Genomic DNA, 24,913 nt, shown 5'->3' on the forward strand with positions numbered 1-24,913 from the left:
GCCCCTCAGTGTCTGTCTTTGCGTCATGATCGCCCCTAGTCATCTGAAACCGAACTGTGCCGTTTATCCGTGTCCGCAAATGTCATTGGATGACCATTTGGAAACACGCGTTGCACACCTGCATTGGTATCGCGTTCAAGGACCGATTTTAAATTGTTGAGCTTGTCCTCCTGATCCGCCAGCCATACATCGCTGCCTGCCTCTCCGGCGCCGGCATCACGCATGATAGTAATTGCGGTCGTAAGATTCTCGGCTTGTTTCACAAGGTTGGCCCGTTCCGATGGAGTGCCCATCAGATGGAGATGCGAGCAGCCATTCCAGCACTGAAGATGCTTAGGGCAGGGCGCTTGGGAGAAATCGTGAATGCAACCTCCGAAGGGTGTCACATGCAGCGCCGTGGCATGTACGGTGAGGAATGCTTCTGCTGTGGCGGTGCCTTTATCTGACAGCAAAGCATGGTAACTGTCGGTCAACGCACCCTGAATGCGCTTGTCTCTTATGCCTGTATGTAGAAAATCGATGCGCTCGTGATGGCTATTGAACGCCAAGAACTCCTGATGGGCGGCGGTGTTTTCTTCAATGCTCGTGTGTTGGTAATAGACATTCTGGTCGAGACGTTTTCGCCCCAGGGCCAACGCTTGCTGAACATCGCTCATACCGGTCAGGTCGTAAATGGTATTTCGCCAGTGTCGAGGTTGGTGACTTGTTAGCCTAATCGGAGTTCCATCAGACTCGGTCAATGACCGACGCGAAAAAATGGACGGATACTTTTCATCATTACCCAGCGCGCGATTGATATCCACGAGGGTTACCCGACGCGGGATTGCCCGAAACACATTTGCTTCCCGCCCACCGAGGCGGAATTGACCATCAAACGCGATGGCTAATGTTTCGCTGGTTTTTAGGACAACACAGAGCTTACCTCCAACATTTTCAGTAAGCGCTGCATGACCCCGAAGTTTGGGAACGAGAAAACGTTCAATATCACCGGCCAAGTATCTGTTCAGGCTTGTCCTACGGCCGGGCTCCCTGTAGGGGTCGATTCCGTTTCGGGATAAATACACATTTAGGTTCCTGTAGGTGTCTCGGTTTTGGCTTAATCCGATCCAATGCAGAACTTCATCTTGTGACATCGAGGTCTGCGGTGAGTAATCCCAAAGACGCCCTGGATGGGCTTCTTGCCACCTAGCGAGCTCTCGCTGCTCTTGGGTCAGCATCTTCAATCGTTCGACCGCGCGCCTAGCTAAAGGAACGTCGCTTTCTGCGAACCAATGAACTCGGGATTGAAATTGCTTTTCCGCAAAGTACCTGATTCCGCATTCGACTATGGGTTTACCATTGGCATCCACAACCACCTTTCCTGCCGTCCCTTTGATCGGCCTTTCGACCCAACAGTCATAGGGAATTACTGTTACCTCATTACCCCGTTGCCCAGTCACGATCAACAAATCGATCACACGCAGCAAAATTTCTTCGCCCTCACTGATCGGGTGGTTCGAGCATAAGGCGTAGGCTTCCATCGCCTCACGAGAAGGCAATCTGTCATCAGATTTACGCTGTCTTACCGCACGATCAGGATCGTGCAATGAAATGTAGTCGTGGCGGCGTTTCTCTGGTTTTGCATCATGCTCGAAGTGGATGGCGATCTCGGTTAATTGCAGATTATCAATCGCATCCGCTATTACTTGAAGATGAGAGACCGCGTCATAGAGATTCTTGTAGCCACTTTCGCGGAGAAAGCCTACGACGCGATCAAAATCGCCTCGCGTCAACTGTGTGGGGTCGGATACGCCGCGTTCAAACAAAGGGTTGTACAGCCGCCGGACAGCAATATTGTAGGCCGCAACCATCGAAAACTTCAGACTCCGGGTGCGTTGCAGATACACAATCAAGGCCTTACTAAAATCCTGGAAAGTGAAGGGGAGTGGCCCCTTAGGCGGGGCGGGATAGCCTGTCTTCTCAAGGGCTTGCCGATGCGTTTCGAAGGTAAGAGCATGCTGGTTATCTCGTTGTGGTAACCAACTTCCGACGCCCCACACCGGTGACGCCCACGGCGTTGAAATTGGTAACGACTGAAAAATCGCTTGTTCCTGTGTAATAAAGCCATCGAGGCTCTGCCTTGCCCTAGACTGCGTCATCTGCGGCATCCTCCGTGTGTTTCCGGCAGCGCTCGATCGTAGCGCTTACCGCCAGGATGGTTGTCTGATGCTGGGCGAGGGGCCGGTTGTGAATGAGATCTCCGGCTTGTTCTGCCATGTCTATGAACCGTTGCGCTTCTCGTTGCAGCGCCTCTTTTACCTGCTCATGGCGGCCGTCAGCGAAGGGGTGAAACTTCTTGCAGGTGTAGCAGGCGTAGACGGGATTGTAGGGGCAGTGCGTATGAACCGGGAGGGCGCATGCACCGATGTCCCCAATGTACTGTGTGTCGATCACGCCACGGATCGCTCTTTCGGCAACAGTATCGCGGCGTTGTACGACTTCCCCCGTCAAGAGACTGCGCATAATGCGTTGATAAGCGGGACTCTTGCCGAGTGCTTTCTCTTTGATCCGGGCAATGTTGGGGGTTGCCGTTACGTAAGCACGCGCCGCAACCGTGCTGTTGTGGCCGAGCAGTTCGGCAATCATGTCTGCCGGAGTTCCCTGGTCCGCCAAACCTTGCCCGAGGTGATGACGCAGCAACATGGTTACCTGGTTCGGCTTGTCTATCCCGGCTTCACACAGCTCGTGTTTTAGGCCCACACCGATTTCGGTTACAGACATGCGTCTTCCGTTAGGACTTACAAACAATGGTTCGCAGTCGCCGCCAAAGCGGCGTCGCATTTCCGAAATATGCTGCGAGATTTTCTCCCCCAGCCGGGTGGTTATTTTGCGGGGCCGTCGCTCAGGTCTGCGTTGACCGACCTTTTTGGCCATGGGTAGCCAGAGGGTGTAGTACCTTTCATGATCAGCGCTTTCGATGAACTCAAAATCCGCAATGTCAAGCGAATGGAATTGAATCGAACGCGGGCCTAGTTCGAAACTTAAGTGGAGCATCATGTTGAGCTGAGCTTCACTCCAGTCTTTGGTCTGGATATCGCGTTCAATTCGCTGCAGTAGCCGGATCTCTTCATCAAGGGCTAAACCGGACTGGGATAGAAATATACGTTCGTACGGATCAAGGCGGCTCGTCTTGATTTCTTTAAGTGCTAGATATGTTTCTTTGTCAAAGCCCAATATTCCTCGATTAAGGGCCCAGCGATAAAACGTTCTGAAAAAAATAGTGCTCTCGCGAAATTTCGCCCAAGTACTTATGGTCGTGACCACCTCTTGTCGCGTCCAAGGAAACTTGGCTGAAATATCGCTCTCAGCTAGTCGCCCGAACACCCCGGATGCTTTGAATGCCGTTACCGGTGCATACTTTTCCAGTGCATAGGCCACGAACGCTTTGGCGATTTGCATGAGGTTAGGATTCAGGTGGAGCGCAGCCCAATCTATTTTCATAGCCGTTCCGCCGTCGTACCACGTCCAAACGCTCAATCGAGTATCGACGTATCTTGGCTGGTCATTAGTGCGAGTTCGAATCGCAACCTGAGCCGGGCCCTCGAACACGTAGGCCGGAAAAGAGGAGGAGGGTGAAGCGTGTTCTTGATCGGCTGATTTGGTCACGGCGAACCTCCTTAACTGTCAAGTCGGCTCCAGGCTGCCGAGGCACGCTGGGCGTTGTGGAGGTTGGCCGACTCGGCTAGATAACGACTTGCATAACGGCGTGGCATCGTCGAAGTGTCAGACCAACCGCAGACTCGCCGGAGTTCGTCGGTGGCCCGCTCGAGGTCATACCCAAGCTTCTCGACCAGGTAAGCCAAAAACCGGTCGGCAAAGGTGTGGCGAAAGTCATGCGCGGAAAGTGTAGGCAACAACCCCGGATGAGCCAGTTCAATGGTCAGAAACAGCCGATCAAGGACGTTAGACAACGCGCGGATCGACAGCGGAAGGCCTCGGTCAGAGATGAACAAATAGCGGTACAGCAATTTCATTGGTTTGCCATTACGCAGGGGGCGTCGCTCGCCTTGGATATAACGCTCGTAGACCTCATACAACTGCGCGGAGATACCTACTGTCCGTCCGTGTGTTTTCAGCGCAGGCTCTTCAGCGCGCGGGTCGCCGGGATCATGTTCGCGGTCATTGATGCTGACATAGGCATGCTGAGAACCCTCATTGATATCCGTGGTGTAAAGCTTCAGAAGCTCTCCGCGACGGATACCGGTCTCCAGCAGCAATTCAATCATTAGCCAATTTCGCAACTGCATTCGGTCCGGAAAAGGATTCTCCGCAGCGCCCGGGCGAATCAGTGTGCGAATGATCTGTAGTTGCGTATCTGTCAGGCTGCGGTAACGAGTGCGGTCCGGCTGAGCATTGATGATGTGGCTTTCAAAGCGCCGTTCAATGACGTCGGCAACATCTGCAAATACGACCTCAATATTAGCCAGAGCGATTGAGTTCTGACGGGCGCGGGGGATGTAACGGGTGACGCACCAGGACAGGTACTGCTTAAGCAACCGCAGGTATTGATCACGGGTACGCGGATCGATCTGCGGAAAAGGTGCCGTTGCGGCTGTGCCAATTCGGGCGACCAGGTTGTCGGCTTGACGGCCGCTTTGGAGCCAGATGGCGTAACCATCCAGCAAAGCCAAAATCGCCTCAAAGTGGCAGGCCATGATGGCCTCATCGATATTCAGATCTCGGGCTTTGGCATAGGTGTAGAAAGCCTGGATCGCGCGCAGATGTGCCGCAGCTGTGTTGTAAGCGCGGTACCTTAGCTTGAGTTGAACGTAGATGAACGGGACAAGCATGGGCAATGGCGCCGCATCTCCGGTCTGCACGAGCAGCGGTACACGCTGACCTGAAGAGAAACGGCATTGAATCAGCTTCATCGGCAGCCACCTTATTCAATGACTCGCCATGAACACGAAGTACATGGCCCGTTGAGAGAGTGGACGTCAGAAGCGGGTTTGTCGAATCAGTGTCTTATGAGCCTCATGAACATTTCTAACATGGCATCTGGTTTAACATAATATACATTATGCGTACATTCATATTGAGCTGCCGGGGCATGGGTTGGCCAGATTTGAAGCCTGCATTCGGTCTTGATCACTGCGCTGCAGATCGAGCTTGGACCTCCGCGATGTAGCCCAGCACGAACGAATCCCGCGAGCCTCGCTCCTTGGGATAGCCAACCACGCTGCCCAACGTCCACCGCAGCAACCTCAACAATATTGGATCGGAAAAATCCCAGCTGGCCGACTCGTACTGATACTGGCTGCTGGTGAACACATAGCGATACCCTTCGAATAAGTGTTCCTGACTGTTCAGGGCCAGGCTCTCGCGAATCGCTCCAGGCATAGCGTGAAACAGCGTAAGCAAATCGTGAGCGTCACGCTTCTGTTTGGGTGGAATCTTGCCGATTGACTGCAACCTACTGATGAGCCGTTTTGAGTGCATCGACGTCGAGCTTGTAGATTTCACCGGCCGTACCTTGATGCTGATCTGGCACGGAAATAAAGCTTTTCAACAGTATTTCCAGGCCGATCTCTGCGTTGACCATGGCAACGCTGGAGAGATTTTGGGCGTCCAAAAGCTCAGAGGCTTTGAGGTATCTATGGGCGCTTTCAAGCATCCAGCCAGGAAAGTGACTCATTGAAAGGTAACTCTTGAGTGTCATGCCAGCTGAAGGTAGCCCACCAGGTGAGCTACCCTGCCCTTATTATATGACTCTAAAGAATAACTACGCTAAATAGTCATTTAGTTTAGTTATATAGTCCTTTCCTTTCACCAGGCCTGCACGCCTTTCACTGCGTCACCTCCCGCAACACCTCGTCCTTGGCCACCTCCCCACCAATCGGCGCCTTAAGCAGCAGGAAGTACGCCACCGCCGAACACAACGCCACCACTGCGCTGATCATGAACGCCGTGTTGAACGACCCCGAGTACTGAATACTAAAGCCCGTAACGATCGGCGCGACCGACCCGGCAATATACCCACCAAAGTTCTGGATCGAACCAAACGAGGCCACCCGCGGGCTGTCGACGATGGTGTTGACGATCATCCACGCCGTGGCACTGGCCATGTTAATGCTGAATAACGCCAGGCACAGCAGAATCACACACCCGGTAAGCCCGGTGACGTACGACAGCGGCAAGGTAAACAGCGCTGCCAGCACCAGGCCGGTGATCACGCTGAACTTGCGGCTACCGAGAATGCTCATGCCCCGCTTCACCAGCCGATCACAGAAGCGGCCGGCGACGATGGTCCCTACCGCACCAAAGCCATAGGCCAACGACACCACCCAGGCAGTCTTGTATAAGTCCAGGCCATGCTCGCGCTCAAAGTAACCGGGTAGCCAGGTCAGGTGCAGCCAGAGCATGTAGATCACGCCCATGAAACCCAGCACGGCGCCCCAAGTGCTGCGATGCTTGAACAGGTCGAGCCAGCCGGCAAAGTACGACACCTTGGGTGCTTGCGGGGCGGCGGCAGGTGCCACGTACTCGCTGGGCAGCGCTTTGCCTTCGGCCGCCAGCTCGGCCAGGTACTGCGCCTTGCTTTTGTAGAAGGTCAGCCAGCACACCGCCAGCACTACGCCCAGCAACCCAGTGATGATGAACATGCCGCGCCAGCCGTAGTTGACCATCAACAGCGTCAACAATGGAGGTGCCAGGCAAGGCCCGAGGCAGGTCGACGACCAGACGATGCCGGTAGGTGTGCCGCGTTCGTTGGCATCGAACCATTCCGACAGCGCCTTGGCTGCCGACGGGAACATCGGCGCCTCGCCGATCCCCAGCAGCACGCGCAGGCCCATGAAGCCGGCGAAGCTGTTGACCAGGCCGAAGGTGGTCTGGGCGACCGACCAGGCCAGCAACGATGCGCCGAGGGCGATCTTGCTGCCCAGGCGGTCAATGATCATGCCCATCGGTAACTGGGCGAAGGCATAGGCAATGGAGAACGCCGACAGCAGGATGCCCATCTGCGAGGGGCTGATCATCATGTCTTTCTGGATCGAGGTGTTGGCGATCGACAGCGCACTGCGGTCCAGGTAGTTGACGATACCGATCAACAGCAGGAACACCACCGTGATGCTCTGGTACTTCTTCAGTTTGTTCATTGCGTGGCCTTTATTATTATTGTTGCAGCGCGTTCAGCGCCCAGGCGATCCGTCATTGCTGTCGCGTTCATCCATGGTCGGTTACGGTTGGATCAGGGTTGCCGCGCGGTCACTGCCGCGTCGAGCAGGCCGCGGCGGCTGAGGCTGTCAATCAGCGAGCGCAGGCCGAAGTTCCACTGCGGCGCCTGGTCGCTGGTGGTCACCCGATTGCTCAAGGCACCCAGCTGTGCGCTGCTGATGGTGACTACGTCGCCAGGCTTGTGAGTAAAGCCATTGCCCGGTTGGTCGCGGTCTTGCTTGGGGGCGAACAGGGTACCGAGAAACAGCACCAGGCCGTCCGGGTACTGGTGGTTTTCGTTGAGGGTCTGCTGCACCAGGTCGAGCGGGTCGCGGCTGATCTGCTGCATCGAGCTGCGGCCCGAGAGGATGAAGCCCTCCTCCCCTTCAACCCGCAGGTCGACTTCGGCGTTACGCACGTCGTCGAGGCTGAAACCTTCGTCGAACAGACGCAGCAGCGGGCCCAGCGAGGTCGAGGCGTTGTTGTCCTTGGCTTTGGACAGCAGCAAGGCACTGCGCCCTTCGAAGTCACGCAGGTTGACGTCGTTACCAAGCATGGCGCCCTTGATGCTGCCGTCGCTGGACACTGCCAGTACCACTTCCGGTTCCGGGTTGTTCCAGCTTGATTTGGGATGGATGCCGATGTCGGCGCCGTGGCCGACTGCCGAAAGCGGCTGGGCCTTGGTGAAGACTTCGGCATCCGGGCCGATGCCGACCTCCAGATACTGCGACCACAAGCCCTGCTCCACCAGCACGGCGCGCAACGCCTCGGCCTGGGCCGAACCTGGAACGATCTGTGACAGGTCTGCACCGATCCGGCTGGCCAGCGTGTCGCGGATCGCATCAGCCTTGGCCGGGTCGCCCTTGGCTTGCTCCTCGACCACACGTTCCAGCAGGCTGGCGGCAAAGGTCACGCCGGCAGCTTTGACGGCCTGCAGATCAATCGGTGCCAGCAGCCAGGGTTTGCTGATGTCACGTTGGCGCGGATCGCTGTTGGCAAGCAGCGCCGGCAGCTCGGTCAGCGCATCGGCCAACGGCAGCGAGCGCAGATAAGCCACCGGGTCAGCCACTTCGAGCAGCGCCGAAACCGTGGCGACGTGGGCGCTGATGTCATGCACTGCGCCCTCCTTCACCAATACTACTGCCGGGCCTTGCTCGGGCAGCCATACCCGCCCTACCCAGCTGCCACTGTTACAAACGGCGGCATCGTGGCTCAACGGCAACGACGGCTTGCTGTTCGATTGATCTGTCATGTCTCTACCTTTTTTGTAGTTGTCTATCAGTGACCAAGCGCGGCCACTTGCAATTGGGCGGCGAGCTGGTTGAGGTCTGCGACCAGAGTCGGCGCCAGGCTTACGCCCTGGGCCAAGGCCTTGCTGCGCAGGGCCAGGCCGGCTTGCCCAGGCAGGCGCACCGGGCGCTCCGGATCTACTGGGCGGCTGGCGAGGATCAGTTGGCCGAGGAAGCTGGTTTCGTCTGTAAACGCCTGTAGGCCGCCAAAGAAGCGCGGATCAATTACTACCGCAGTGGCCGACGCGCCCCATTGATCAGGGCAGTCCTTGCGGCCATGGCCGGCCAGGCCCGAGGTCAGCGCTTCGACCAGAATCGCCAGAGCGAAGCCCTTGTGGCCGAAGCCCTGGCCACCCAGCGGCAAGATGCTGCCCTGCGGGCTGGTGAAGAAGTCCGCAGGGTCGTCACTCGCCTTGCCTTCGTTGCTCATCAGCACCGGGTGCGCCAGTTTGCTGCCGTTATCCCGGCATTGGCTGACCATGGCCATGGTCACGGTGGACATGCTCACATCGAGCAGGATCGGTTCGCCGCGGGTTGGGATACCGGCAGCAATCGGGTTCGGTGTGTAGATCGGGTCAACGCCGCCATGGGCGCAGACCAACCCCACAGAGGGGTCTGAGGAATACACCAGCGCGACCAAGCCACGGTCGGTGTATGGCTTCAGGTAGGCCGCCAGGCAGCCAATATGCGCAGCGCGGCGGACCACGGCGATGCCGATGCCCTGCGCGCTGGCCCCGCTGGCCGCACAGTCCAACGCACGGCTGACGCAGTACGGGCCAGTACATAGTTGCCGTCGAACAGGCTGGCAACACCGCTGTCGGAGACCTGCTCCAGCGCTGCCGCCTGAGCCTTGACCTGGCCACTCAACATGCCGCCAATGTAGCGGCTGACCAGATTCAGGCCATGGGTGCGATGGCCGAGCAACTCGCCTTCGAGCAGCACTCGGGTTACCACTTGGGCGACCTCCGCGTCGGCGCCGGCATTTTCAAACAGGCGCTCGACAAACGTGCTGAGCGCGTTCACTTCATAGCGGATGGCTTCGCTCATACGCTCAGCTCCCGGTTTGGTTGAGCGCTGCCGAGCTCGGCTGACCATCCAACAAGCGCTGAATGCCCAGCGGGTTGGCGTTCTGCAAGGCCGGCGGCAGCATGGCGTCAGGGATGTTCTGGTAACACACCGGGCGCAGGAAGCGGTCGATGGCCAGGGTGCCAACCGAGGTGCCACGGGCATCGGAGGTCGCCGGATACGGGCCGCCATGCACCATCGCATCGCACACCTCGACGCCGGTCGGATAGCCGTTGAGCAACACTCGGCCGACCTTCACTTCCAGTGCGCCAAGCAGCGAGCCGTGGTCAGCCAGGTCTTGCTCATCCGCCAGCAACGTTGCTGTCAGCTGGCCGCGCAGAGCGTTCACGGCTTGCAGGAGTTGCTCGGCATCATCGACCCGAACCACCACAGTGCACGGACCAAACACCTCTTCCTGCAGCAGCTCGTCCTGTTCCAGCAGCAGGCTGACATCTGCCTCGAACAGCTGCGGCTGGGCCTGATTGCCCTGTTGCCGGGCACCGCTCAGGTGCTCGATACCAGGGTGCGCGAGCAACGTCTGCAGGCCTTTGTCGTAGCTGCGCAGGGTGCCGGGGTTGAGCATGGTTTGCGCCGGCTGATCAGCCATGTGCCCGCGCAATTGCTCGATAAAAGCAGTGAAGGCTGGCGAGCGAATGCCCAGCACCAGGCCGGGATTGGTGCAGAATTGCCCGCAGCCCTGTACCACCGAGGCGGTCAGGTCCTTGGCTAGCTGGGCACCGCGACTTGCCAGTGCCTTCGGCAGTGCCAGCACCGGGTTTATGCTCGACATCTCGGCAAATACCGGGATCGGCTGCGGTCGCGCTGCCGCCATATCGCACAACGCCCGCCCGCCTTTGAGCGAACCGGTAAAGCCCACCGCCTGGATGCCCGGGTGTTTGACCAGTGCTTCCCCCACGCCGCTGCCGAAGATCATGTTGAACACGCCCGCCGGCATGCCAGTGCGCTCGGCGGCGCGGATCAACGCTTCGGCAACGCGCTCGGCGGTAGCCATATGGCCGCTGTGGGCTTTGAACACGACCGGGCAGCCGGCGGCCAATGCCGCAGCGGTATCGCCTCCCGCGGTGGAGAACGCCAGCGGGAAGTTGCTGGCACCGAACACGGCCACCGGGCCAACGCCGATGCGGTATTGACGCAGGTCGGGGCGTGGCAACGGCGTGCGCGCTGGCAGCGCTTGATCAATACGAGCGCCATAGAAATCGCCACGGCGCAGGACCTTGGCAAACAGACGCATCTGGCCGCTGGTGCGACCCCGTTCGCCTTGGATTCGCGCGCTGGGCAGCGCGGTTTCCTGGCAGGTCAGGTTGACGAAGTCTTCACCGAGGGTATCGAGCTCGTCGGCGATCGCCTCAAGAAACTCTGCGCGGCGCACTGCCGGCAAATTGCGAAACGTTGGGAACGCAGCACTGGCCGCCGCCACGGCGTTGTCGACCTCGGTCAAGGTCGCTTGATGAAAGCCGCCCGCTAACTGCTCGCCGGTATGGGCGTCGATGCTGTAGACCAGGGTGTCGCCAAGTGCGCTGCGCTGGCCGCCGATGAAGTTGAATCCGTTAACGTGCATAAAAAATTGCCTCGAAAGATGAAGGGGGCTGTCAGTCAGGTCACGGCACCGATCTGCCAGGGCACGAACTCGTTCTGCCCATAGCCGTGCTGTTCGCTCTTGCTGCGCTCACCCGAGGCGATGCGCAGCATCTGTTGAAAGATGTAGGCACCACGTTCTTCGATACTGGTGGAGCCATCGGCGATGCCGCCGCAGTTGACGTCCATGTCCTCTTCCTGGTGCTCGAACACCCGGCTGTTGGTGGCCAGCTTGATCGACGGCGCGGGCGCGCAGCCGTAGGCCGAGCCCCGGCCGGTGGTGAAGGCAATCAGGTTGGCGCCGCCTGCGACCTGGCCGGTGGCGGAGACGGGGTCATAACCTGGGGTGTCCATGAACACCAGGCCTTGAGCGCGCACCGCCTCGGCGTATTGATAGACGTCGACCAGATTGCTCGAGCCGGCCTTGGCCACCGCTCCGAGGGATTTCTCCAGAATGGTGGTCAGGCCCCCGGCTTTGTTACCCGCCGAAGGGTTGTTGTTGAGCTCGGCGTTCATGCGCTGGCAGTAGTCTTCCCACCAATGAATGCGTGCGATCAGTTTCTCGCCGACCTCACGGCTCACCGCCCGGCGCGTCAGCAGGTGCTCGGCGCCATAGATCTCCGGTGTTTCCGAGAGGATCGCTGTGCCGCCTGCCGCGACCAGGCGGTCAACTGCATTGCCCAGTGCCGGGTTGGCGGTGATCCCCGAGTAACCATCGGAGCCGCCGCATTGCAGGCCAACCACGAGGTGCCGAGCGCTGACCGGCTCACGTTTGACTCGGTTGGCGTCGGCCAGCAGCGTCTTGACCTGCTCGATGCCGGCGGCGATGGTCTTTGAGGTGCCGCCAATGCCCTGGATAGTAAAGGTGCGCAGTTGCTCGCTGGCTTTCAGGCCCTGGGTTTCCAGCAGACTCTCGATCTGGTTGGTTTCACAGCCCAGACCGATGATCAGCACAGCGGCGAAATTGGGATGTATCGCATAGCCTGCCAAGGTACGGCGCAACAGACCCAGCGCTTCGCCACTGGGGTCCACTGCGCAACCGGCACCGTGGGTCAGGGCGACCACGCCGTCAATATTCGGGTAGTCGGCGAGTGCCTCGGGGTGGATATCGCGGCGGAAATGATCAGCCACTGCCCGGGCGACGGTTGCCGAGCAATTCACCGAGGTAAGGATGCCAATGTAGTTGCGTGTGGCGACGCGGCCGTCGCCGCGCACAATCCCCTGAAATACTGCTTCAGTAGCAGCCAGGCTGCGTGCATCGACGCCAAAGGCATAGTCGCGGGAGAAGTCACCCATCTGCACGTTGTGCACATGGACGTGATCGCCAGGTTCGATGGTTTGCGAGGCGAAACCGATAATCTGGCCGTAACGGCGCAGTGGCTGGCCCTGCTCCAAACGCTCGGTAGCAACTTTGTGCCCCGACGGGATGGGTTGGCGCACGGTGATCGCTTCGCCGTCCAGCTCAAGGCCTTCAGGCAGCGCCTGGCGTGCAATCACGACGTTGTCCAGCGGGTTGAGGCGGATGACCGCAGGGTCGGCGCAGCGGGCAATCAGTTCCATGGGACCTCTCAGGGTACGGCTGACTTCTTGTTATGGCGTCGCCCGTTTGCTGCTGGGCGAATCTGCCACCACTGTATGAAGCCTTACCGATAATTCCCAATGAGATGAACCGATCAGCCGATAACCAGTAGTTATCAATGCGTCAAATCGACCCTCGTTTAGAAATCGCTACCGCTGCCCTCCTCCATGCGCCGCTGCTGGGCAAACTCCAGCAGGATATCGATGAACTCCCGCGCAGAGCCGGTTGGCGGCTGATCCTTGCGGGTGATCACGCCGTACTCCAGCGGCGATAGATGCAGCGGGCTCTGCAGCTCCTTGAACAGGCCGCTGCTCAGCTGCGCGGCAACCATCGAGCGCGGCAGCATGGCGATCATCGGTGCCGACTGCAGCAGTTGCAGGAACATCGGCATTGAGATGGTTTCAACGCTATCGGCGGGTGTGGCAATGCCGGCCACCTTGAAGGCCTGCTCCAGCCGCCCGCGCAACGGCGTACCCAGCGGGTACAGCACCCACGGCCACTCCGCGAGCGCCTCGAGCGGCGTGCTGGCCAGCTGATTAAGCGGGTGACTGCTGTTGACCACCAAGGCAAACGGTTCAGGTTCCAGCGGCTGAAAGTCGAACACCTGGCTGAAGCGCTCCTCGGTGAAACGGCCGATCATGATGTCGAGCTTGTTCTGCTCGAGCATCGTCAGCAGGTGGTCACTGGAATGCTCCACCACCTCGATCGACAGCAACGGGCTACGTGCTTTGATCGCAGCGATGGCCTGCGGCAGCACCCGCGGCGTCGAGGCAAAAATCCCGCCCACCCGGATAAACCCATGGCCGCCCTTGCGCAGGCGGTTGAGCTGGTCGACAAACTGCTGCGACTCGGCCAATGCGCCCTGGGCGTACTTGACCACGTATTCGCCAAGCTCGGTCGGCGGCATGCTGCGCGGCAGACGCTCGAACAGAGCAAAGCCAAACTGCTCCTCGAGATCGCGCAGCATCTTGCTCAACGCTGGCTGGCTCAGGTTCATCAGGTTGGCGGTGGCGTGCATGTTGCGGGTACGGGCCAGGCTGTCGATCAGCACCAGGTGCTTGAAGCGCAGCCAGTTGCAAAAGCTGGAGTGGATGATGTCGGACGGCATCAGAAAACGGCCTCAGGCAGGTAGACAAACATGGCTATTGTGGGGCTCGCAGGTACTGCAGCAACGTTTCCAGTGCCACCGAGCGCGGCCGTGAACGCAGCGTCAGCAAACCCAGGTTGGCCAGGCTGATCGGCAGCTCCACCGGCAGGATCGCGACCATCCCGTACTGGGCGTAATGCGCGGCGACATCGTTTGGCACCACGGCGATCATGTCGGAAGCCTCCAGCATGGCGGTGGTCGCCAGAATCGAGGCAGTCTCGACGATGTCCAGCGATTGCACCATCCCCCCGGCCTGCAGCGCACTCTCGACCCGCCGCCGCATCGGGCTGCCGATCGGGTGCAGGATCCACGTCAACGCGACCAGATCAGCCAGCTGCAATGTGCTCGCTGCAGCCATTGGGTGGCCAGCGCGGGCGATCACGCGCATCTGTTCACCGCCTTCGAACAACTCGATGTTGAGGTCCTGGCTGTCGCTCTGATCCGGCAAGCGCCCTACCACAAGGTCGAAGTCACCGCGCAGCAACGCCGGCAGCAAGGTATCGCTGGTACCCACTTCAAGCGAGATGCGCACCTTGGGGTGGTCGCGCTTGTAGGCCAGCACGGCCTTGGTCAGCAAGCCCGGCACCGGCCCCATTACGCTGCCTACCCGCACCAGCCCGGCGGCGCCACGCGCAAGCTCGGCTATCTGCGCCTGGGCGTGCTCGAACTCGTGCAGCGCACTTTGCGCGTAGCGAATCATCACCTCGCCGTACAGGGTTGGCTGCATGCCACGCGGCAGGCGCTCGAACAAGCGCACTTCAAGGCGCTCCTCGAGCTGTTGCAGCAGCAGGCTCGCAGCAGGCTGGGTGGTGTGCATGGCCGCAGCAGCGCGGCGCAGGTTGCCGAACTCGCCCAAGGCGTTGAGCAGGGTTATCTGACGGCTGGAGATCTTCAGCGGGCCAAGACTGCGCGGCGCCTGCGAGGTGTCTGCTGGGGTCTGAGGCATATCAATTCTGATATCCATAGTTAGGAATTGGCGATTATGCCTGTATCGCTCAGCAACCTACAGTCAGGTCTCCAGAGGTAACCCAGAACAAGAGACCGCCATGAGCATACGCATTACCCATCTGAGCGTTCGCGACATTCGCTTTCCGACTTCGCTGTCACTGGACGGCTCCGATGCCATGAACAGCGCGCCTGACTACTCAGCCGCCTACGTCGTGCTGCACACCGATGCCGGCGAGCTCGAAGGCCATGGCTTGACCTTCACCATTGGCCGCGGCAACGAGATCTGCGCCGCTGCGGTGCAGTCGTTGGCGCCGCTGATCGTCGGCCAGACCCTGGAAGAGATCACTGCAGACATGGGTGGTTTCTGGCACCGCTTCACCGTGGGTGACAGCCAACTGCGCTGGCTCGGCCCGGAAAAAGGCGTCATCCACCTGGCCACTGCCGCCATCGTCAACGCCGTGTGGGACTTGTGGGCCAAGCATGAAGGCAAGCCAGTGTGGAAGCTGCTGGCCGACATGAGCCCCGAGCAACTGGTCGCGTGCCTGGACTTCAGCTACGTCACCGACGTGCTCACCCCGGAAGAAGCCATCGCCCTGCTCCGCCGCCAGGTGCCGGGCAAGGCCCAACGCGAGGCGCAGATGCTTCGCGAAGGTTACCCCGGCTACACCACCGCGCCCGGCTGGCTCGGCTACAGCGAAGAGAAGATGCGCCGCCTGGCACGTGAAGCGGTCGAGGACGGCTGGACCCATATCAAGCAGAAGATCGGCGCCGACCTGGAAGAAGACATTCGCCGCGCCAGCATCCTGCGTGACGAGATCGGCTGGGAGCGAACCTTGATGATGGACGCCAATCAGGTCTGGGGGGTCGAGGAGTCCGTCAGCAACATGCGCCGGCTGGCAGCCTTTGCCCCGCTGTGGATCGAAGAACCAACCAGCCCCGATGACATCCTTGGCCATGCCACGATCCGCCAGCGCATCGCGCCGATTGGTGTCGCCACCGGCGAGCATTGCCACAACCGGGTGATGTTCAAGCAGATGTTCCAGGCCGGCGCGCTGGACTTCTGTCAGCTCGATGCAGCACGCCTGGGCGGCCTCAACGAGGTACTGATCGTGCTGCTGATGGCTGCCAAGTACGACGTACCGGTGTGCCCGCACGGCGGCGGTGTCGGCCTGTGCGAGTATGTGCAGAACATTGCCCTGTTCGACTACATCGCCGTTTCCGCCTCGCTGCACAACCGGGTGCTGGAGTACGTCGACCATCTGCATGAACACTTCATCGACCCCGTGGTGATCCGCCGCGGCCGCTACATGCCGCCGCAGCGCCCGGGCTACAGCATTGAAATGCACGCCGAGACCCTGGAGCGTTACCAGTATCCCGACGGCGCAGTCTGGCTGGACATCCAGCGTGGTTGATTGACCTACCGCAGCGCGACGCACCACCGCTGCGCGCTGTTACTCATAGCTTTCGGGGAAAAAACAATGACAATCCTCACGCAACCGACAGCGGCTGCCGCGCCTGCTGTTGCGGCTGATCAGCGCCTGAACAGCCTGCTTCTGCGCAAACTGATGCCACTGCTGGTCATCGTCTATGTAATGAGTTTTCTCGACCGCACCAACATCGCCCTGGCCAAGGCCAGCATGGGCGTTGACCTCGGCTTGTCGGCTGCTGCGTATGGGCTGGGCGCGGGTCTGTTCTTCCTGACCTACGCCTTGGCCGAGGTGCCGAGCAACCTGATCATGCAACGGGTCGGCGCGCGCTTCTGGATTACACGCATCATGATCACCTGGGGCCTGCTGTCTGCCGGCATGGCTTTCGTCGAGGGTGAGACTTCGTTCTACGTCATGCGCCTGCTGCTGGGCGTCGCCGAGGCGGGACTGTTTCCCGGCGTCATGCTCTACCTGACCTACTGGTTCGACCGTGAACAACGCGCCCGCGCCACGGGCTATTTCCTGCTCGGCGTGTGCCTGGCCAACATCCTCAGCGGGCCGCTGGGCGGTGCCTTGCTGGAAATGGACGGCGTGCTCGGCTGGCATGGTTGGCAGTGGTTGTTCGTGCTTGAAGGCTTGCCCGCCGTAGCGCTAGCGTATGTCGTCTGGAAAAAGCTGCCCGATGGGCCGAGTTCGGCACCGTGGTTATCGCCCGCTGATGCGCAGGACATCGAGCGCCGGCTGGCGGCTGAACGTGCCGCTGCACCGCAGCAGAGCAAGCTGTCGCAGATGTTTCGCGACAAGCAGATCTGGTTGGCGATCGCCGTGTACTTTGTGCATCAGATCACCATCTACACCGTGATCTTTTTCCTGCCCGGGATCATCGGCACTTACGGCGCACTGTCGCCCTTGCAGATTGGCCTGCTCACGTCGGTGCCGTGGATCGCTGCTGCAATTGGCGCGGCAACCCTGCCACGCCTGGCCACTTCACCAAACCGTTGCCGCACGCTGCTGTTCTTCGGCCTGCTGACCATGGCCGCCGGGCTGCTGCTGGCTTCAGTAGCCAACTCGTTCATTGGCCTGATCGGGTTCTCGCTGACGGCATTGATGCTGTTCGTGGTGCAGTCGGTCATCTTCGTCTTCCCCTCCAGTCGCTTGAGCGGCAATGCGCTGGCTGCCGGGCTGGCATTTGTCACGACTTGCGGTTTGCTCGGGGGCTTTGTCGGCCCATCGGTGATGGGCTTGATCGAGCAAGCAACCGGCAGCACCCGCAATGGCTTGTGGATCATTGCTTCGATGCTGGTTCTGGCTGCGCTGCTCAGCATGCGCTTGCGCCAGGGTCAGGAGCCGTAACCGCCATTGGTCGGGGAACCTCCCTTTGCAAACGACTGCTACCTGCCCACAGCGCTCATAACTACTGAGGGTGGTGCAACGGCGTCACCCCTCACTCCTGTGCTTGGCCTGCCTGCTGGCAGGCCTTTTTTTCATTCAGCCGAGGGAATGATCATGCGCGAGCAACTGATGATGGGTGGCGGCAGTGTTGAAGACGATTGGCCAGAATTGGTCCCGGACCGCCCCGATGGGCAAGCAGACGACCCAGATGCTGACCCTAACCTGACTGACCCGGACGAGCGCCCTGGCGTCCCCGCCAGTGATCCTGAATCAGGCGCCTGACCTGGCCGTAGGCTTCCAGCAGACAAAACAAAGCCGCTCCCAATCAGGAGCGGCTTTGTTCACACAGCCCGACAGTAACTGCTGCCTACCGCTTGTTCAGGCAGTAGGCAGCATCGACTGGTTGGCACCGGCACTGGAGGTAGGTTTGCTACCCGATGGCCTCCAGCTCACTTCACTGATCCCGTATCGTTCGGCCATGGGCCTGCTGACCTTGCGAATTTTTTCACGACCAAACTTGGGAATAATGCCAATACCGGCGTCACAACTAGCCCAGTGCCAAGCCTCGGCGTTATCCATCCGATCCAGCCGGATGATGAAGCTGCGCGTTTCACCGTGCAGCTTGTAATCGACGATATAAAGCTCTGGGGTAGGCATCGCAGGGGGCCTCCTCTTCTCCATGGATGACAACTAGTGGAACCGGTGCGATCGCGAAGATTCAAATTTTTGTCGAACAATGCACATCAACGGCTTGCGGCGCCCCCGCGCGCTTCAGGCACCGGCAGGGTCGAGCTGCAGCAGCAGGCCGAATCCACCCAGCAAGACCCAGAAAATCAGAAACAACCACGGCGTACGGATCGAAAACAGCAGCGATTTGCGGTAACCACGATGGGTTGACTCAGACTCGCTGAACAACGGCCAATCATCGTACGCAAAACCCATGCTTGGCTCGTTGTGTAACAGGTGACTTTGCTTGAAATGCCAGTGGTCGATGATGCCGTACGAGGCGCGAATTCCAGGCCACGCATTGAGTGAGCTGATGATGCCCAGCAACGCCAAAAACGCAGGCACAACCAGCGTAAAAAGCCTGCCCCAGCTGGGATTGCCGTTGGCCATGCAGGACGCATAGGCAATTACCAGAAAAGACTGTGCCGACAGATAAGCATCTGTGCGGTTGGCAAGAATCGTGGTCTCGAACTGGATTTCTCGGCGGTAGAACTCCAACCGCTCGCGGGGGGTTTCGAATGTTACCCCCTGCGGCGGCGGAGCAAGATCCTCGCTGGTGATCGATGTGATGATGCGTTCCGTCATTACTACTCCTCTCAGCTGCTCGCAGCGGGTCCAAGCCGCCCATTGGTTACCGGGTCTGTGGCAACACCTGGGGTCAATACGACCTTGCGGCAGCGTTCTTGCTGTTCGTCGAACATCTCATAACCGCGCACTGCATCTTCCAGGCTGAGGCGATGGGTGATGATTGCTTCGGGATTGAGCCGTCCTGCTTCGATATGTTCGAGCAGTTCAGGCAGGAAACGTTGTACGTGGGTTTGGCCCATCTTGAAGGTCAGGCCTTTGTCGAATGCATCACCGAACAAGAAGCCATGGATGAAGCCGGCATATACGCCGGGCACACTGACTACGCCACCACGGCGCACTGCTGCCATGCACTGGCGCAGCGCCTTGCCGTTGCTCCCTTCAAGCTTCAGCGCAGTCAGTACCGATTCCGCAGTACTGCCCTTAGCCTCAAAACCCACTGCATCAATGGCCGCGTCAACGCCGCGCATGCCTGCGGTCTGGCGAATGATGGTGTCAGCAGGGTCGTCGTCATGATCAAAATCGATCGGAATCACACCGTAGGCGCGCTTGGCATAGTCCAGCCGATAAGCATGCTTATCAACCATGAAAATCTGCTCGACCCCGAGCATGCGTGCGCACGCAGCACTCAGCAGTCCTACCGGACCTGCCCCATAAATAGCCAGAGAAGAACCCTGGCCAACTCCTGCATTGGTCACTGCCTGCCAGGCGGTGGGCAGAATGTCTGACAGGAACAGGACTTTGTCATCGCTCAGCGTGCCTGGCACCTTGAACGGACCGACATTGGCCTTCGGCACCCGTACATACTCGGCCTGGCCGCCGGGAATGCCGCCATACAGGTGGCTATAGCCAAACAACGCCGCACCGGAGGGGATCAACTTCTTATTGAGGATCGCCCCGCGTCCGGTATTGGTCGTCTCACAAGCGGCAAACAGGTCATTTTGGCAAAAGAAGCAGCTGCCACAGGCAATCACGAACGGGATGACAACACGATCTCCACGCTGAACCGCGGTGACTTCGCTGCCAACCTCTTCAACAATCCCCATGAACTCATGACCGAGAATATCGCCCTCTTCGAGCGCAGGTATCCTGCCGTGATACAGGTGCAGATCGGAGCCACAGATGGCAGTGGCGGTTACTCGCAGCAGAATGTCGTCCTTCTCTTGAATGCCAGGGTCAGCAACAGTATCAACCCGGACATCTCCAGCGCCGTGAAAGGTCAATGCGCGCATATTTGTCGCCTCCAAGTGCAGCTGCTCAGTAGTTACGAGCCGGCCCAAATGGGATCGGCTCCATCAACATTCGCTGCGACTGACCAGCGGCGCCAAATACCGCCCTGCAAGATTTCAGGCGTGAACGCTCCATTGAACCGAATCGATACTGATCGGCAGCTCATCGATAGTGTGGATCAGGCCGCCCGCAATTGCCTCCTCAGCATTCAAGATGCGTGGTTTGGCCAGCAAATAGTGCTCTGTATCCAATGGTTGCTCAGCGCCAGCCGTGCGCTCTGCGACTATTTGCGCGTAGAACTGCAAGTCGTAATCAAGGCTCATGGCGTACTCGGACATACGTGCGTGATCGACTGAGCCGTGCAGCGTCCAGTGGAATGGGTGAAAGAGGAACTTGCTCATGCGACAGGCCGTGCGCTGTTCACCCGCCAGAAACAGGATATTGCCCATCGATTCGACCGTGCCGAGATTGTGCGTATGGACCAGTACCGGCAACGAGCGCAGGAAGTTGTACAGCGTGAAACCGTAACTGCAGTCGCCGCCCATGGTGGCGATGTTCAACTGAAGTGTTTGCGCGCCTTGGTTGAGGGCTCGCGAACAGGTGTTGATCAGGTTACCGCAGGTCGAAGAAGTGATCGGGCCGGTGAAGTGAATGATGTGACGGGCCATGCGTGCCTCCTGAGGTGGTGGGCCTTGGATGCCGGTGCATATATCAAGGTGGAATCTTCAAGCCAGGCAAAGTTCAAAATTGCTGGTGGCGCTGCGTAATAGGGCGCCCACTGGTCAACCCACGCTGAACCCTGACGCTCACGCAGAGGTCGCAGTTAAAGACTGATTCTGCACAAGGACTCCACCGTGAGCGACATTCGCATCGGCATATCCGGATGGCGTTATGGCCCCTGGCGCAAGGACTTCTACCCGGAAGGCCTGCGCCAGAAGGATGAACTCGCGTTTGCGTCACGAGCAGTCAACAGCATTGAAATCAACGGCTCTTTCTACGCGCTGCAAACCCCAGCACGATATGCGCAATGGCGCGATGAAACACCAGACGACTTCATCTTCTCGATCAAGGCCCCGCGCTATATCACTCATACCCGCCGGCTCAAGGATATCGAAGAGCCGTTGGCGAATTTCTTCGCCTCCGGTCCACTGATGCTGGGTGACAAGCTTGGTCCGATGCTGTGGCAGTTCCCGGCCACGATGAAGTTCGATGAAGAACGCTTCAAGGCTTTCTTCGAGCAGCTCCCTCGCGATCGCCGGGCCGCCTGCCGCTGTGCCGAGCAGTGCGCCGAACGCCTGCGCGGCAATGGCGCGACCGCCATCACCGGTAATGCCCCCTTGCGCCACGCCATCGAGATCCGTCACGAGAGCTTCCTCTGCGCCGCATTCATCAAACTGCTTCGCAAACACAACATGGCTCTGGTGGTCGCCGACAGTGCCGGCAAGTGGCCCTATGTCGAAGACGTGACCGCAGATTTTGTCTATATGCGCCTGCATGGCGATGTCGAGCTCTACAGCAGCGGCTATACCGCACGCGCCCTGCGCCGCTGGCGCCAGCGCATCGAAGCCTGGAGCCAAGGTGGCCAGGCGGAAGACGCCCATCTGGTGGTGCCCGGCGCACCGCGCAAGCGCGCCCAGCGCGACGTCTACTGCTACTTCGACAACGACCAGAAAGTCCATGCCCCTTATGACGCACGGCGTCTGTTATCCAAGCTCAAGCTCGATGGCGAACTGGTCACCGAGCCTGGCGTCGAACCGCAGGTGGACCTATGAACCAACCGCTACACGAAGCGCGCTGCAGCGTCGGCAGCGTTACTGCCGTGCATGGCATTAACGTGCTGACGATCAACGTGCACAAAGGTTTTACCTTCTTCAATCGGCGCTTCATCTTGCCCGAGCTGCGCGAAGCGGTACGCAGCACCGGCGCCGATCTGGTGTTTTTGCAAGAAGTACATGGCACTCATCTGCAACATGCCGAGCGCCATCCGACCTGGCCAACCACGCCGCAATACGAGTTTCTTGCCGACAGCATGTGGTCGCAGTTCGCCTACGGGCGCAATGCGGTGTACCCCCATGGCGACCACGGCAACGCGTTGCTGTCCAAATTCCCCATCATCGAGCACCGTAATCTGGACGTCTCGATCGACGGTAATGAAGAGCGCGGCCTGCTCCACTGCCGCCTGCAGGTGCCTGGCCATGATCAGGTGCACGCAGTGTGTGTTCATCTGGGCCTGCGTGAGGCTCACCGGCAACGCCAGGTGCAGCTGTTGCTGGAATTGCTCGACAGCTTGCCGGCCAAGGCACCAGTGATCGTCGCCGGCGACTTCAACGACTGGCGCCTCAAGGCCGACAGCGTGCTCAGCGAGCACCTGGTCGAGGCCTTTGGCGACCGCTTCGGCATGCCTGCGCGCAGCTTCCCGGCACGCCTGCCGCTGCTGCGGCTGGACCGCATCTACCTACGCAATGCCCTGCCGCGCTCGGCGCAGGTGCTATCCAAATACCCATGGTCGCATCTGTCCGACCATGCCCCCCTGGCCGCGGAGATCAGCCTATGACGTTATCCTGGACTGAAGGCAACACTGTGCAGTTGCTGATCAATGGCGAGGAGTTTTACCCCCGTGTCTTCGAGGCAATGGGCGAAGCGCAGGAGGAAATCCTGCTTGAGACGTTCATCATCTTCGATGACAAGGTTGGCCAGCAGCTGCAGCGGGTGCTGATCGAAGCTGCCCAGCGCGGCGTGCGTGTCGAGCTAGTGGCTGACGGCTACGGCACCGGCGAGCTGCCGGATGCGTTCATCGCAGCGATGACCGAAGCGGGTGTGCGCTTCCACGCCTTCGATCCGCAGCCGAAAGTGGCTGGCCTGCGTACCAATCTGTTCCATCGCCTGCACCGCAAGATCGTGGTGATCGACGCTGAGCGGGCGTTCATTGGCGGGATCAATTACAGCGCCGATCACCTGGGCGACTTCGGGCCGATGGCCAAGCAGGATTACGCGGTGGAAGTCACCGGTCCCGTGGTCGCCCAGGTGCACGCTTCGAGTATCAGGCTGATGAAGCCGGTGCTGGCCGGACCCAAGCGGGTCAAACCGGTGACAGAGCCGGCGGGGTCGGTGCGCGCCGTGCTGGTCGAGCGTGACAACCGCAAGCACCGCAACGATATCGAAGAGCAGTATCTGCAGGCCATACGCGGTGCGCGCAAGCGCATCATCATCGCCAATGCGTATTTCTTCCCGGGCTACAGGCTGCTGCGCGAGCTACGCAATGCCTCTCGCCGTGGCATCGAGGTAACGCTCATTCTGCAAGGGCAACCAGACATGCGTTGGGTGCGCGCGCTGTCGCGACTGCTCTACAACTACCTGCTACGCGACAACGTACAGATTCACGAATACTGCCTGCGCCCATTGCACGGCAAGGTTGCCCTGGTCGATGACGAATGGTCGACAGTCGGCTCGAGCAACCTCGACCCGCTAAGCCTTGCGTTCAATCTGGAAGCCAACCTGCTGATCAAGGATCGTGCGTTTAACCAGCAACTGTACGAGCACCTCAGCCAACTGGCCGGCAATCACTGCAAGACCGTCACCCTTGAGCGGATGATTCGTGGCTACTGGTGGCGAGCGCCATTAATTTTTGCCGGCTTCCACCTGACCCGATACTTCCCGCGGATTGCCGGCGTGCTGCCAGCCCATCGGCAACGGCTGAAATCGCTGCAACCTGAAGTCAGTACCCAAGGTGGACTGCGTGAGGGCAATACCTGATGGAACGGAAAACCTGGCTCACCTGGGGCAAGCGCCTGTTCACCCTGCTGTTCATGTTGATGATCCCGGTATTGCTGTATTACCTGGCGCGCAACCTCGACTGGAATGAAGTCCGTCAGTCGCTGCTGGCCTACAAGCCTGGCACGTTGATCGTCGGCCTCGGCCTGGCTCTTTGCAGTTATCTGGTGTTCGCCAGCTACGATCTGCTCGGGCGCGCCTACACCGGCCACAAGCTGCCTGCCCGGCAGGTACTGCCGGTGGCCTTCGTCTGCTATGCGTTCAACCTCAACTTCACCACCTGGGTCGGCGGGGTCGCCCTGCGCTACCGCCTGTACGGCCGTCTGGGCCTGGATAACGCCACCATCACGCGCATCCTCACCTTGGGTCTGTTGACCAACTGGATGGGCTACATGCTGCTGGCCGGTAGCGTGTTTGCCATGCGCCTGGTCAAGCTGCCTGAGAGCTGGTCGGTGGGTGCCACCGGGCTGCAACTCATCGGTGTCCTGATGATCGCCGTATCGGTCGGCTACGTGCTGGCCTGCGGTTACGCCAAACGGCGCACCTGGCATATCCGCAAGCACGAGATCACCCTGCCCTCCCTACGCCTGGCGCTGTGTCAGGTTGCCTTGGGCGCCAGCAACTGGGCGCTGATGGCAGTGCTGATCTATTGGCTGCTGCCGGGTGATGTGTTCTATCCGTCCATTCTCGGTGTATTGCTGATCAGCTGTGTAGCGGGCGTGGTGGCGCACATCCCGGCCGGGCTCGGTGTGCTGGAAACGGTGTTCCTGGCCCTGCTGCAAGGCCAGCTCAGCCAGGGCAGCCTGGTCGCCGGGCTACTCGGTTATCGCACCCTGTACTACCTGATACCGCTGGTGCTGGCGGTGATCGCTTATCTGATTCTGGAGAAACGCGCCAAGGCCCTGCGCCAGCAGGACAAGGCGCAATTGCACAAAACCTGAGCATCAACAAAAGCGGCCGACCG

General features: G+C 59.6%; 21 protein-coding genes and 1 pseudogene. 7 read left to right on the forward strand and 15 right to left on the reverse strand.

All coding sequences use genetic code 11. From position 1 onward, the window contains the following. Positions 1-35: 35 nt before the first annotated feature. The 11 genes and pseudogenes from FW789_RS06455 to FW789_RS06505 all read right to left on the reverse strand — a co-directional run bounded on the left by FW789_RS06455 (position 36) and on the right by FW789_RS06505 (position 14,816). Positions 36-2,138, reverse strand: coding sequence for a hypothetical protein (locus FW789_RS06455; RefSeq protein WP_446431172.1), 2,103 nt, complete (start codon positions 2,136-2,138; stop codon positions 36-38). Then, entirely contained in the window at positions 2,125-3,645 is a 1,521-nt protein-coding gene (locus FW789_RS06460) for a tyrosine-type recombinase/integrase (protein ID WP_446431173.1), read from the reverse strand. The genes FW789_RS06455 and FW789_RS06460 overlap by 14 nt, the downstream gene beginning before the upstream one ends. A gap of 11 nt (positions 3,646-3,656) precedes the next feature. Further along, the gene (locus tag FW789_RS06465) at positions 3,657-4,910 is read right to left on the reverse strand and encodes a tyrosine-type recombinase/integrase (RefSeq protein WP_446431174.1); all 1,254 of its coding nucleotides are present in this window, start codon (positions 4,908-4,910) and stop codon (positions 3,657-3,659) included. Between the two features lie 542 nt (positions 4,911-5,452). After that, positions 5,453-5,674 (reverse strand): hypothetical protein, encoded by a 222-nt coding sequence (locus FW789_RS06470; RefSeq protein ID WP_446431175.1) that lies wholly within the window; start codon positions 5,672-5,674, stop codon positions 5,453-5,455. A 151-nt stretch (positions 5,675-5,825) separates the two neighbouring features. Then, positions 5,826-7,136 carry an MFS transporter gene (locus FW789_RS06475; protein ID WP_446431176.1) on the reverse strand — a complete coding sequence of 437 codons (1,311 nt, stop codon included), beginning with the start codon at positions 7,134-7,136 and terminating at the stop codon, positions 5,826-5,828. Between the two features lie 92 nt (positions 7,137-7,228). Further along, a complete protein-coding gene (locus tag FW789_RS06480) occupies positions 7,229-8,446 on the reverse strand; it encodes a fumarylacetoacetate hydrolase family protein (protein WP_207074052.1) in 1,218 nt (405 codons plus the stop codon). A 26-nt stretch (positions 8,447-8,472) separates the two neighbouring features. Then, positions 8,473-9,530 (reverse strand): annotated as a pseudogene (locus FW789_RS06485) (Ldh family oxidoreductase). Positions 9,531-9,534: 4 nt separating this feature from the next. Beyond that, positions 9,535-11,127, reverse strand: a complete 1,593-nt coding sequence (locus tag FW789_RS06490) for an aldehyde dehydrogenase (NADP(+)) (protein WP_446431177.1) — start codon at positions 11,125-11,127, stop codon at positions 9,535-9,537. Between the two features lie 35 nt (positions 11,128-11,162). After that, positions 11,163-12,704 (reverse strand): UxaA family hydrolase, encoded by a 1,542-nt coding sequence (locus tag FW789_RS06495; protein ID WP_446431178.1) that lies wholly within the window; start codon positions 12,702-12,704, stop codon positions 11,163-11,165. A 158-nt stretch (positions 12,705-12,862) separates the two neighbouring features. Further along, positions 12,863-13,831, reverse strand: a complete 969-nt coding sequence (locus FW789_RS06500) for a LysR family transcriptional regulator (protein WP_446431179.1) — start codon at positions 13,829-13,831, stop codon at positions 12,863-12,865. Between the two features lie 34 nt (positions 13,832-13,865). Continuing rightward, positions 13,866-14,816, reverse strand: coding sequence for a LysR family transcriptional regulator (locus FW789_RS06505; RefSeq protein ID WP_103437304.1), 951 nt, complete (start codon positions 14,814-14,816; stop codon positions 13,866-13,868). Between the two features lie 100 nt (positions 14,817-14,916). On the opposite strand from FW789_RS06505, the gene FW789_RS06510 reads away from it, so the two are divergent. From FW789_RS06510 to FW789_RS06520, 3 genes are all read left to right on the forward strand, one after another. Continuing rightward, the gene (locus FW789_RS06510; RefSeq protein WP_150569265.1) at positions 14,917-16,230 is read left to right on the forward strand and encodes an L-fuconate dehydratase; all 1,314 of its coding nucleotides are present in this window, start codon (positions 14,917-14,919) and stop codon (positions 16,228-16,230) included. Positions 16,231-16,296: 66 nt separating this feature from the next. Beyond that, complete coding sequence (locus FW789_RS06515) at positions 16,297-17,598, forward strand: MFS transporter (RefSeq protein ID WP_411563125.1); 1,302 nt, start codon at positions 16,297-16,299, stop codon at positions 17,596-17,598. Positions 17,599-17,751: 153 nt separating this feature from the next. Next, entirely contained in the window at positions 17,752-17,919 is a 168-nt protein-coding gene (locus tag FW789_RS06520) for a hypothetical protein (protein WP_181003859.1), read from the forward strand. Between the two features lie 96 nt (positions 17,920-18,015). Here FW789_RS06520 and FW789_RS06525 read toward each other — a convergent pair whose 3' ends face one another. The 4 genes from FW789_RS06525 to FW789_RS06540 form a co-directional block, all read right to left on the reverse strand. After that, a complete protein-coding gene (locus FW789_RS06525; protein ID WP_103437307.1) occupies positions 18,016-18,294 on the reverse strand; it encodes a DUF6555 family protein in 279 nt (92 codons plus the stop codon). 114 nt (positions 18,295-18,408) lie between these two features. Next, positions 18,409-18,948 carry a hypothetical protein gene (locus tag FW789_RS06530; protein WP_103437308.1) on the reverse strand — a complete coding sequence of 180 codons (540 nt, stop codon included), beginning with the start codon at positions 18,946-18,948 and terminating at the stop codon, positions 18,409-18,411. 11 nt (positions 18,949-18,959) lie between these two features. Then, positions 18,960-20,180: a zinc-dependent alcohol dehydrogenase gene (locus FW789_RS06535; RefSeq protein WP_103437309.1), complete on the reverse strand. Its 1,221-nt coding sequence runs from the start codon at positions 20,178-20,180 to the stop codon at positions 18,960-18,962. A gap of 114 nt (positions 20,181-20,294) precedes the next feature. Next, positions 20,295-20,846 (reverse strand): ATP-dependent Clp protease proteolytic subunit, encoded by a 552-nt coding sequence (locus FW789_RS06540; RefSeq protein WP_103437310.1) that lies wholly within the window; start codon positions 20,844-20,846, stop codon positions 20,295-20,297. 186 nt (positions 20,847-21,032) lie between these two features. Here FW789_RS06540 and FW789_RS06545 point away from each other — a divergent pair, with 186 nt between their 5' ends. Genes FW789_RS06545 through FW789_RS06560 form a run of 4 tightly spaced genes read left to right on the forward strand, consistent with a single transcriptional unit; the run spans position 21,033 to position 24,890 of the window. Next, positions 21,033-21,950 carry a DUF72 domain-containing protein gene (locus FW789_RS06545; RefSeq protein ID WP_207074048.1) on the forward strand — a complete coding sequence of 306 codons (918 nt, stop codon included), beginning with the start codon at positions 21,033-21,035 and terminating at the stop codon, positions 21,948-21,950. Next, entirely contained in the window at positions 21,947-22,732 is a 786-nt protein-coding gene (locus FW789_RS06550) for an endonuclease/exonuclease/phosphatase family protein (protein WP_103437312.1), read from the forward strand. Before FW789_RS06545 ends, FW789_RS06550 begins: the two co-directional genes overlap by 4 nt. Next, positions 22,729-23,931 carry a cardiolipin synthase ClsB gene (gene clsB, locus FW789_RS06555; protein WP_446431180.1) on the forward strand — a complete coding sequence of 401 codons (1,203 nt, stop codon included), beginning with the start codon at positions 22,729-22,731 and terminating at the stop codon, positions 23,929-23,931. The genes FW789_RS06550 and clsB overlap by 4 nt, the downstream gene beginning before the upstream one ends. Next, a complete protein-coding gene (locus FW789_RS06560; RefSeq protein WP_186698097.1) occupies positions 23,931-24,890 on the forward strand; it encodes a lysylphosphatidylglycerol synthase domain-containing protein in 960 nt (319 codons plus the stop codon). The genes clsB and FW789_RS06560 overlap by 1 nt, the downstream gene beginning before the upstream one ends. Positions 24,891-24,913 lie beyond the last annotated feature (23 nt).

Source organism: Pseudomonas sp. 1121_17, assembly GCF_052850745.1.

What these genes read in the sequence shown, in the direction of transcription:
- FW789_RS06455 (WP_446431172.1), bottom strand. Translation starts at nt 2,138, where the DNA reads ATGACGCAGTCTAGGGCAAGGCAGAGCCTCGATGGCTTTATTACACAG.
- FW789_RS06465 (WP_446431174.1), bottom strand. Translation starts at nt 4,910, where the DNA reads ATGAAGCTGATTCAATGCCGTTTCTCTTCAGGTCAGCGTGTACCGCTG.
- FW789_RS06470 (WP_446431175.1), bottom strand. Translation starts at nt 5,674, where the DNA reads ATGAGTCACTTTCCTGGCTGGATGCTTGAAAGCGCCCATAGATACCTC.
- FW789_RS06475 (WP_446431176.1), bottom strand. Translation starts at nt 7,136, where the DNA reads ATGAACAAACTGAAGAAGTACCAGAGCATCACGGTGGTGTTCCTGCTG.
- FW789_RS06480 (WP_207074052.1), bottom strand. Translation starts at nt 8,446, where the DNA reads ATGACAGATCAATCGAACAGCAAGCCGTCGTTGCCGTTGAGCCACGAT.
- FW789_RS06490 (WP_446431177.1), bottom strand. Translation starts at nt 11,127, where the DNA reads ATGCACGTTAACGGATTCAACTTCATCGGCGGCCAGCGCAGCGCACTT.
- FW789_RS06495 (WP_446431178.1), bottom strand. Translation starts at nt 12,704, where the DNA reads ATGGAACTGATTGCCCGCTGCGCCGACCCTGCGGTCATCCGCCTCAAC.
- FW789_RS06500 (WP_446431179.1), bottom strand. Translation starts at nt 13,831, where the DNA reads ATGCCGTCCGACATCATCCACTCCAGCTTTTGCAACTGGCTGCGCTTC.
- FW789_RS06505 (WP_103437304.1), bottom strand. Translation starts at nt 14,816, where the DNA reads ATGCCTCAGACCCCAGCAGACACCTCGCAGGCGCCGCGCAGTCTTGGC.
- FW789_RS06510 (WP_150569265.1), top strand. Translation starts at nt 14,917, where the DNA reads ATGAGCATACGCATTACCCATCTGAGCGTTCGCGACATTCGCTTTCCG.
- FW789_RS06515 (WP_411563125.1), top strand. Translation starts at nt 16,297, where the DNA reads ATGACAATCCTCACGCAACCGACAGCGGCTGCCGCGCCTGCTGTTGCG.
- FW789_RS06520 (WP_181003859.1), top strand. Translation starts at nt 17,752, where the DNA reads ATGCGCGAGCAACTGATGATGGGTGGCGGCAGTGTTGAAGACGATTGG.
- FW789_RS06525 (WP_103437307.1), bottom strand. Translation starts at nt 18,294, where the DNA reads ATGCCTACCCCAGAGCTTTATATCGTCGATTACAAGCTGCACGGTGAA.
- FW789_RS06530 (WP_103437308.1), bottom strand. Translation starts at nt 18,948, where the DNA reads ATGACGGAACGCATCATCACATCGATCACCAGCGAGGATCTTGCTCCG.
- FW789_RS06535 (WP_103437309.1), bottom strand. Translation starts at nt 20,180, where the DNA reads ATGCGCGCATTGACCTTTCACGGCGCTGGAGATGTCCGGGTTGATACT.
- FW789_RS06540 (WP_103437310.1), bottom strand. Translation starts at nt 20,846, where the DNA reads ATGGCCCGTCACATCATTCACTTCACCGGCCCGATCACTTCTTCGACC.
- FW789_RS06550 (WP_103437312.1), top strand. Translation starts at nt 21,947, where the DNA reads ATGAACCAACCGCTACACGAAGCGCGCTGCAGCGTCGGCAGCGTTACT.
- clsB (WP_446431180.1), top strand. Translation starts at nt 22,729, where the DNA reads ATGACGTTATCCTGGACTGAAGGCAACACTGTGCAGTTGCTGATCAAT.
- FW789_RS06560 (WP_186698097.1), top strand. Translation starts at nt 23,931, where the DNA reads ATGGAACGGAAAACCTGGCTCACCTGGGGCAAGCGCCTGTTCACCCTG.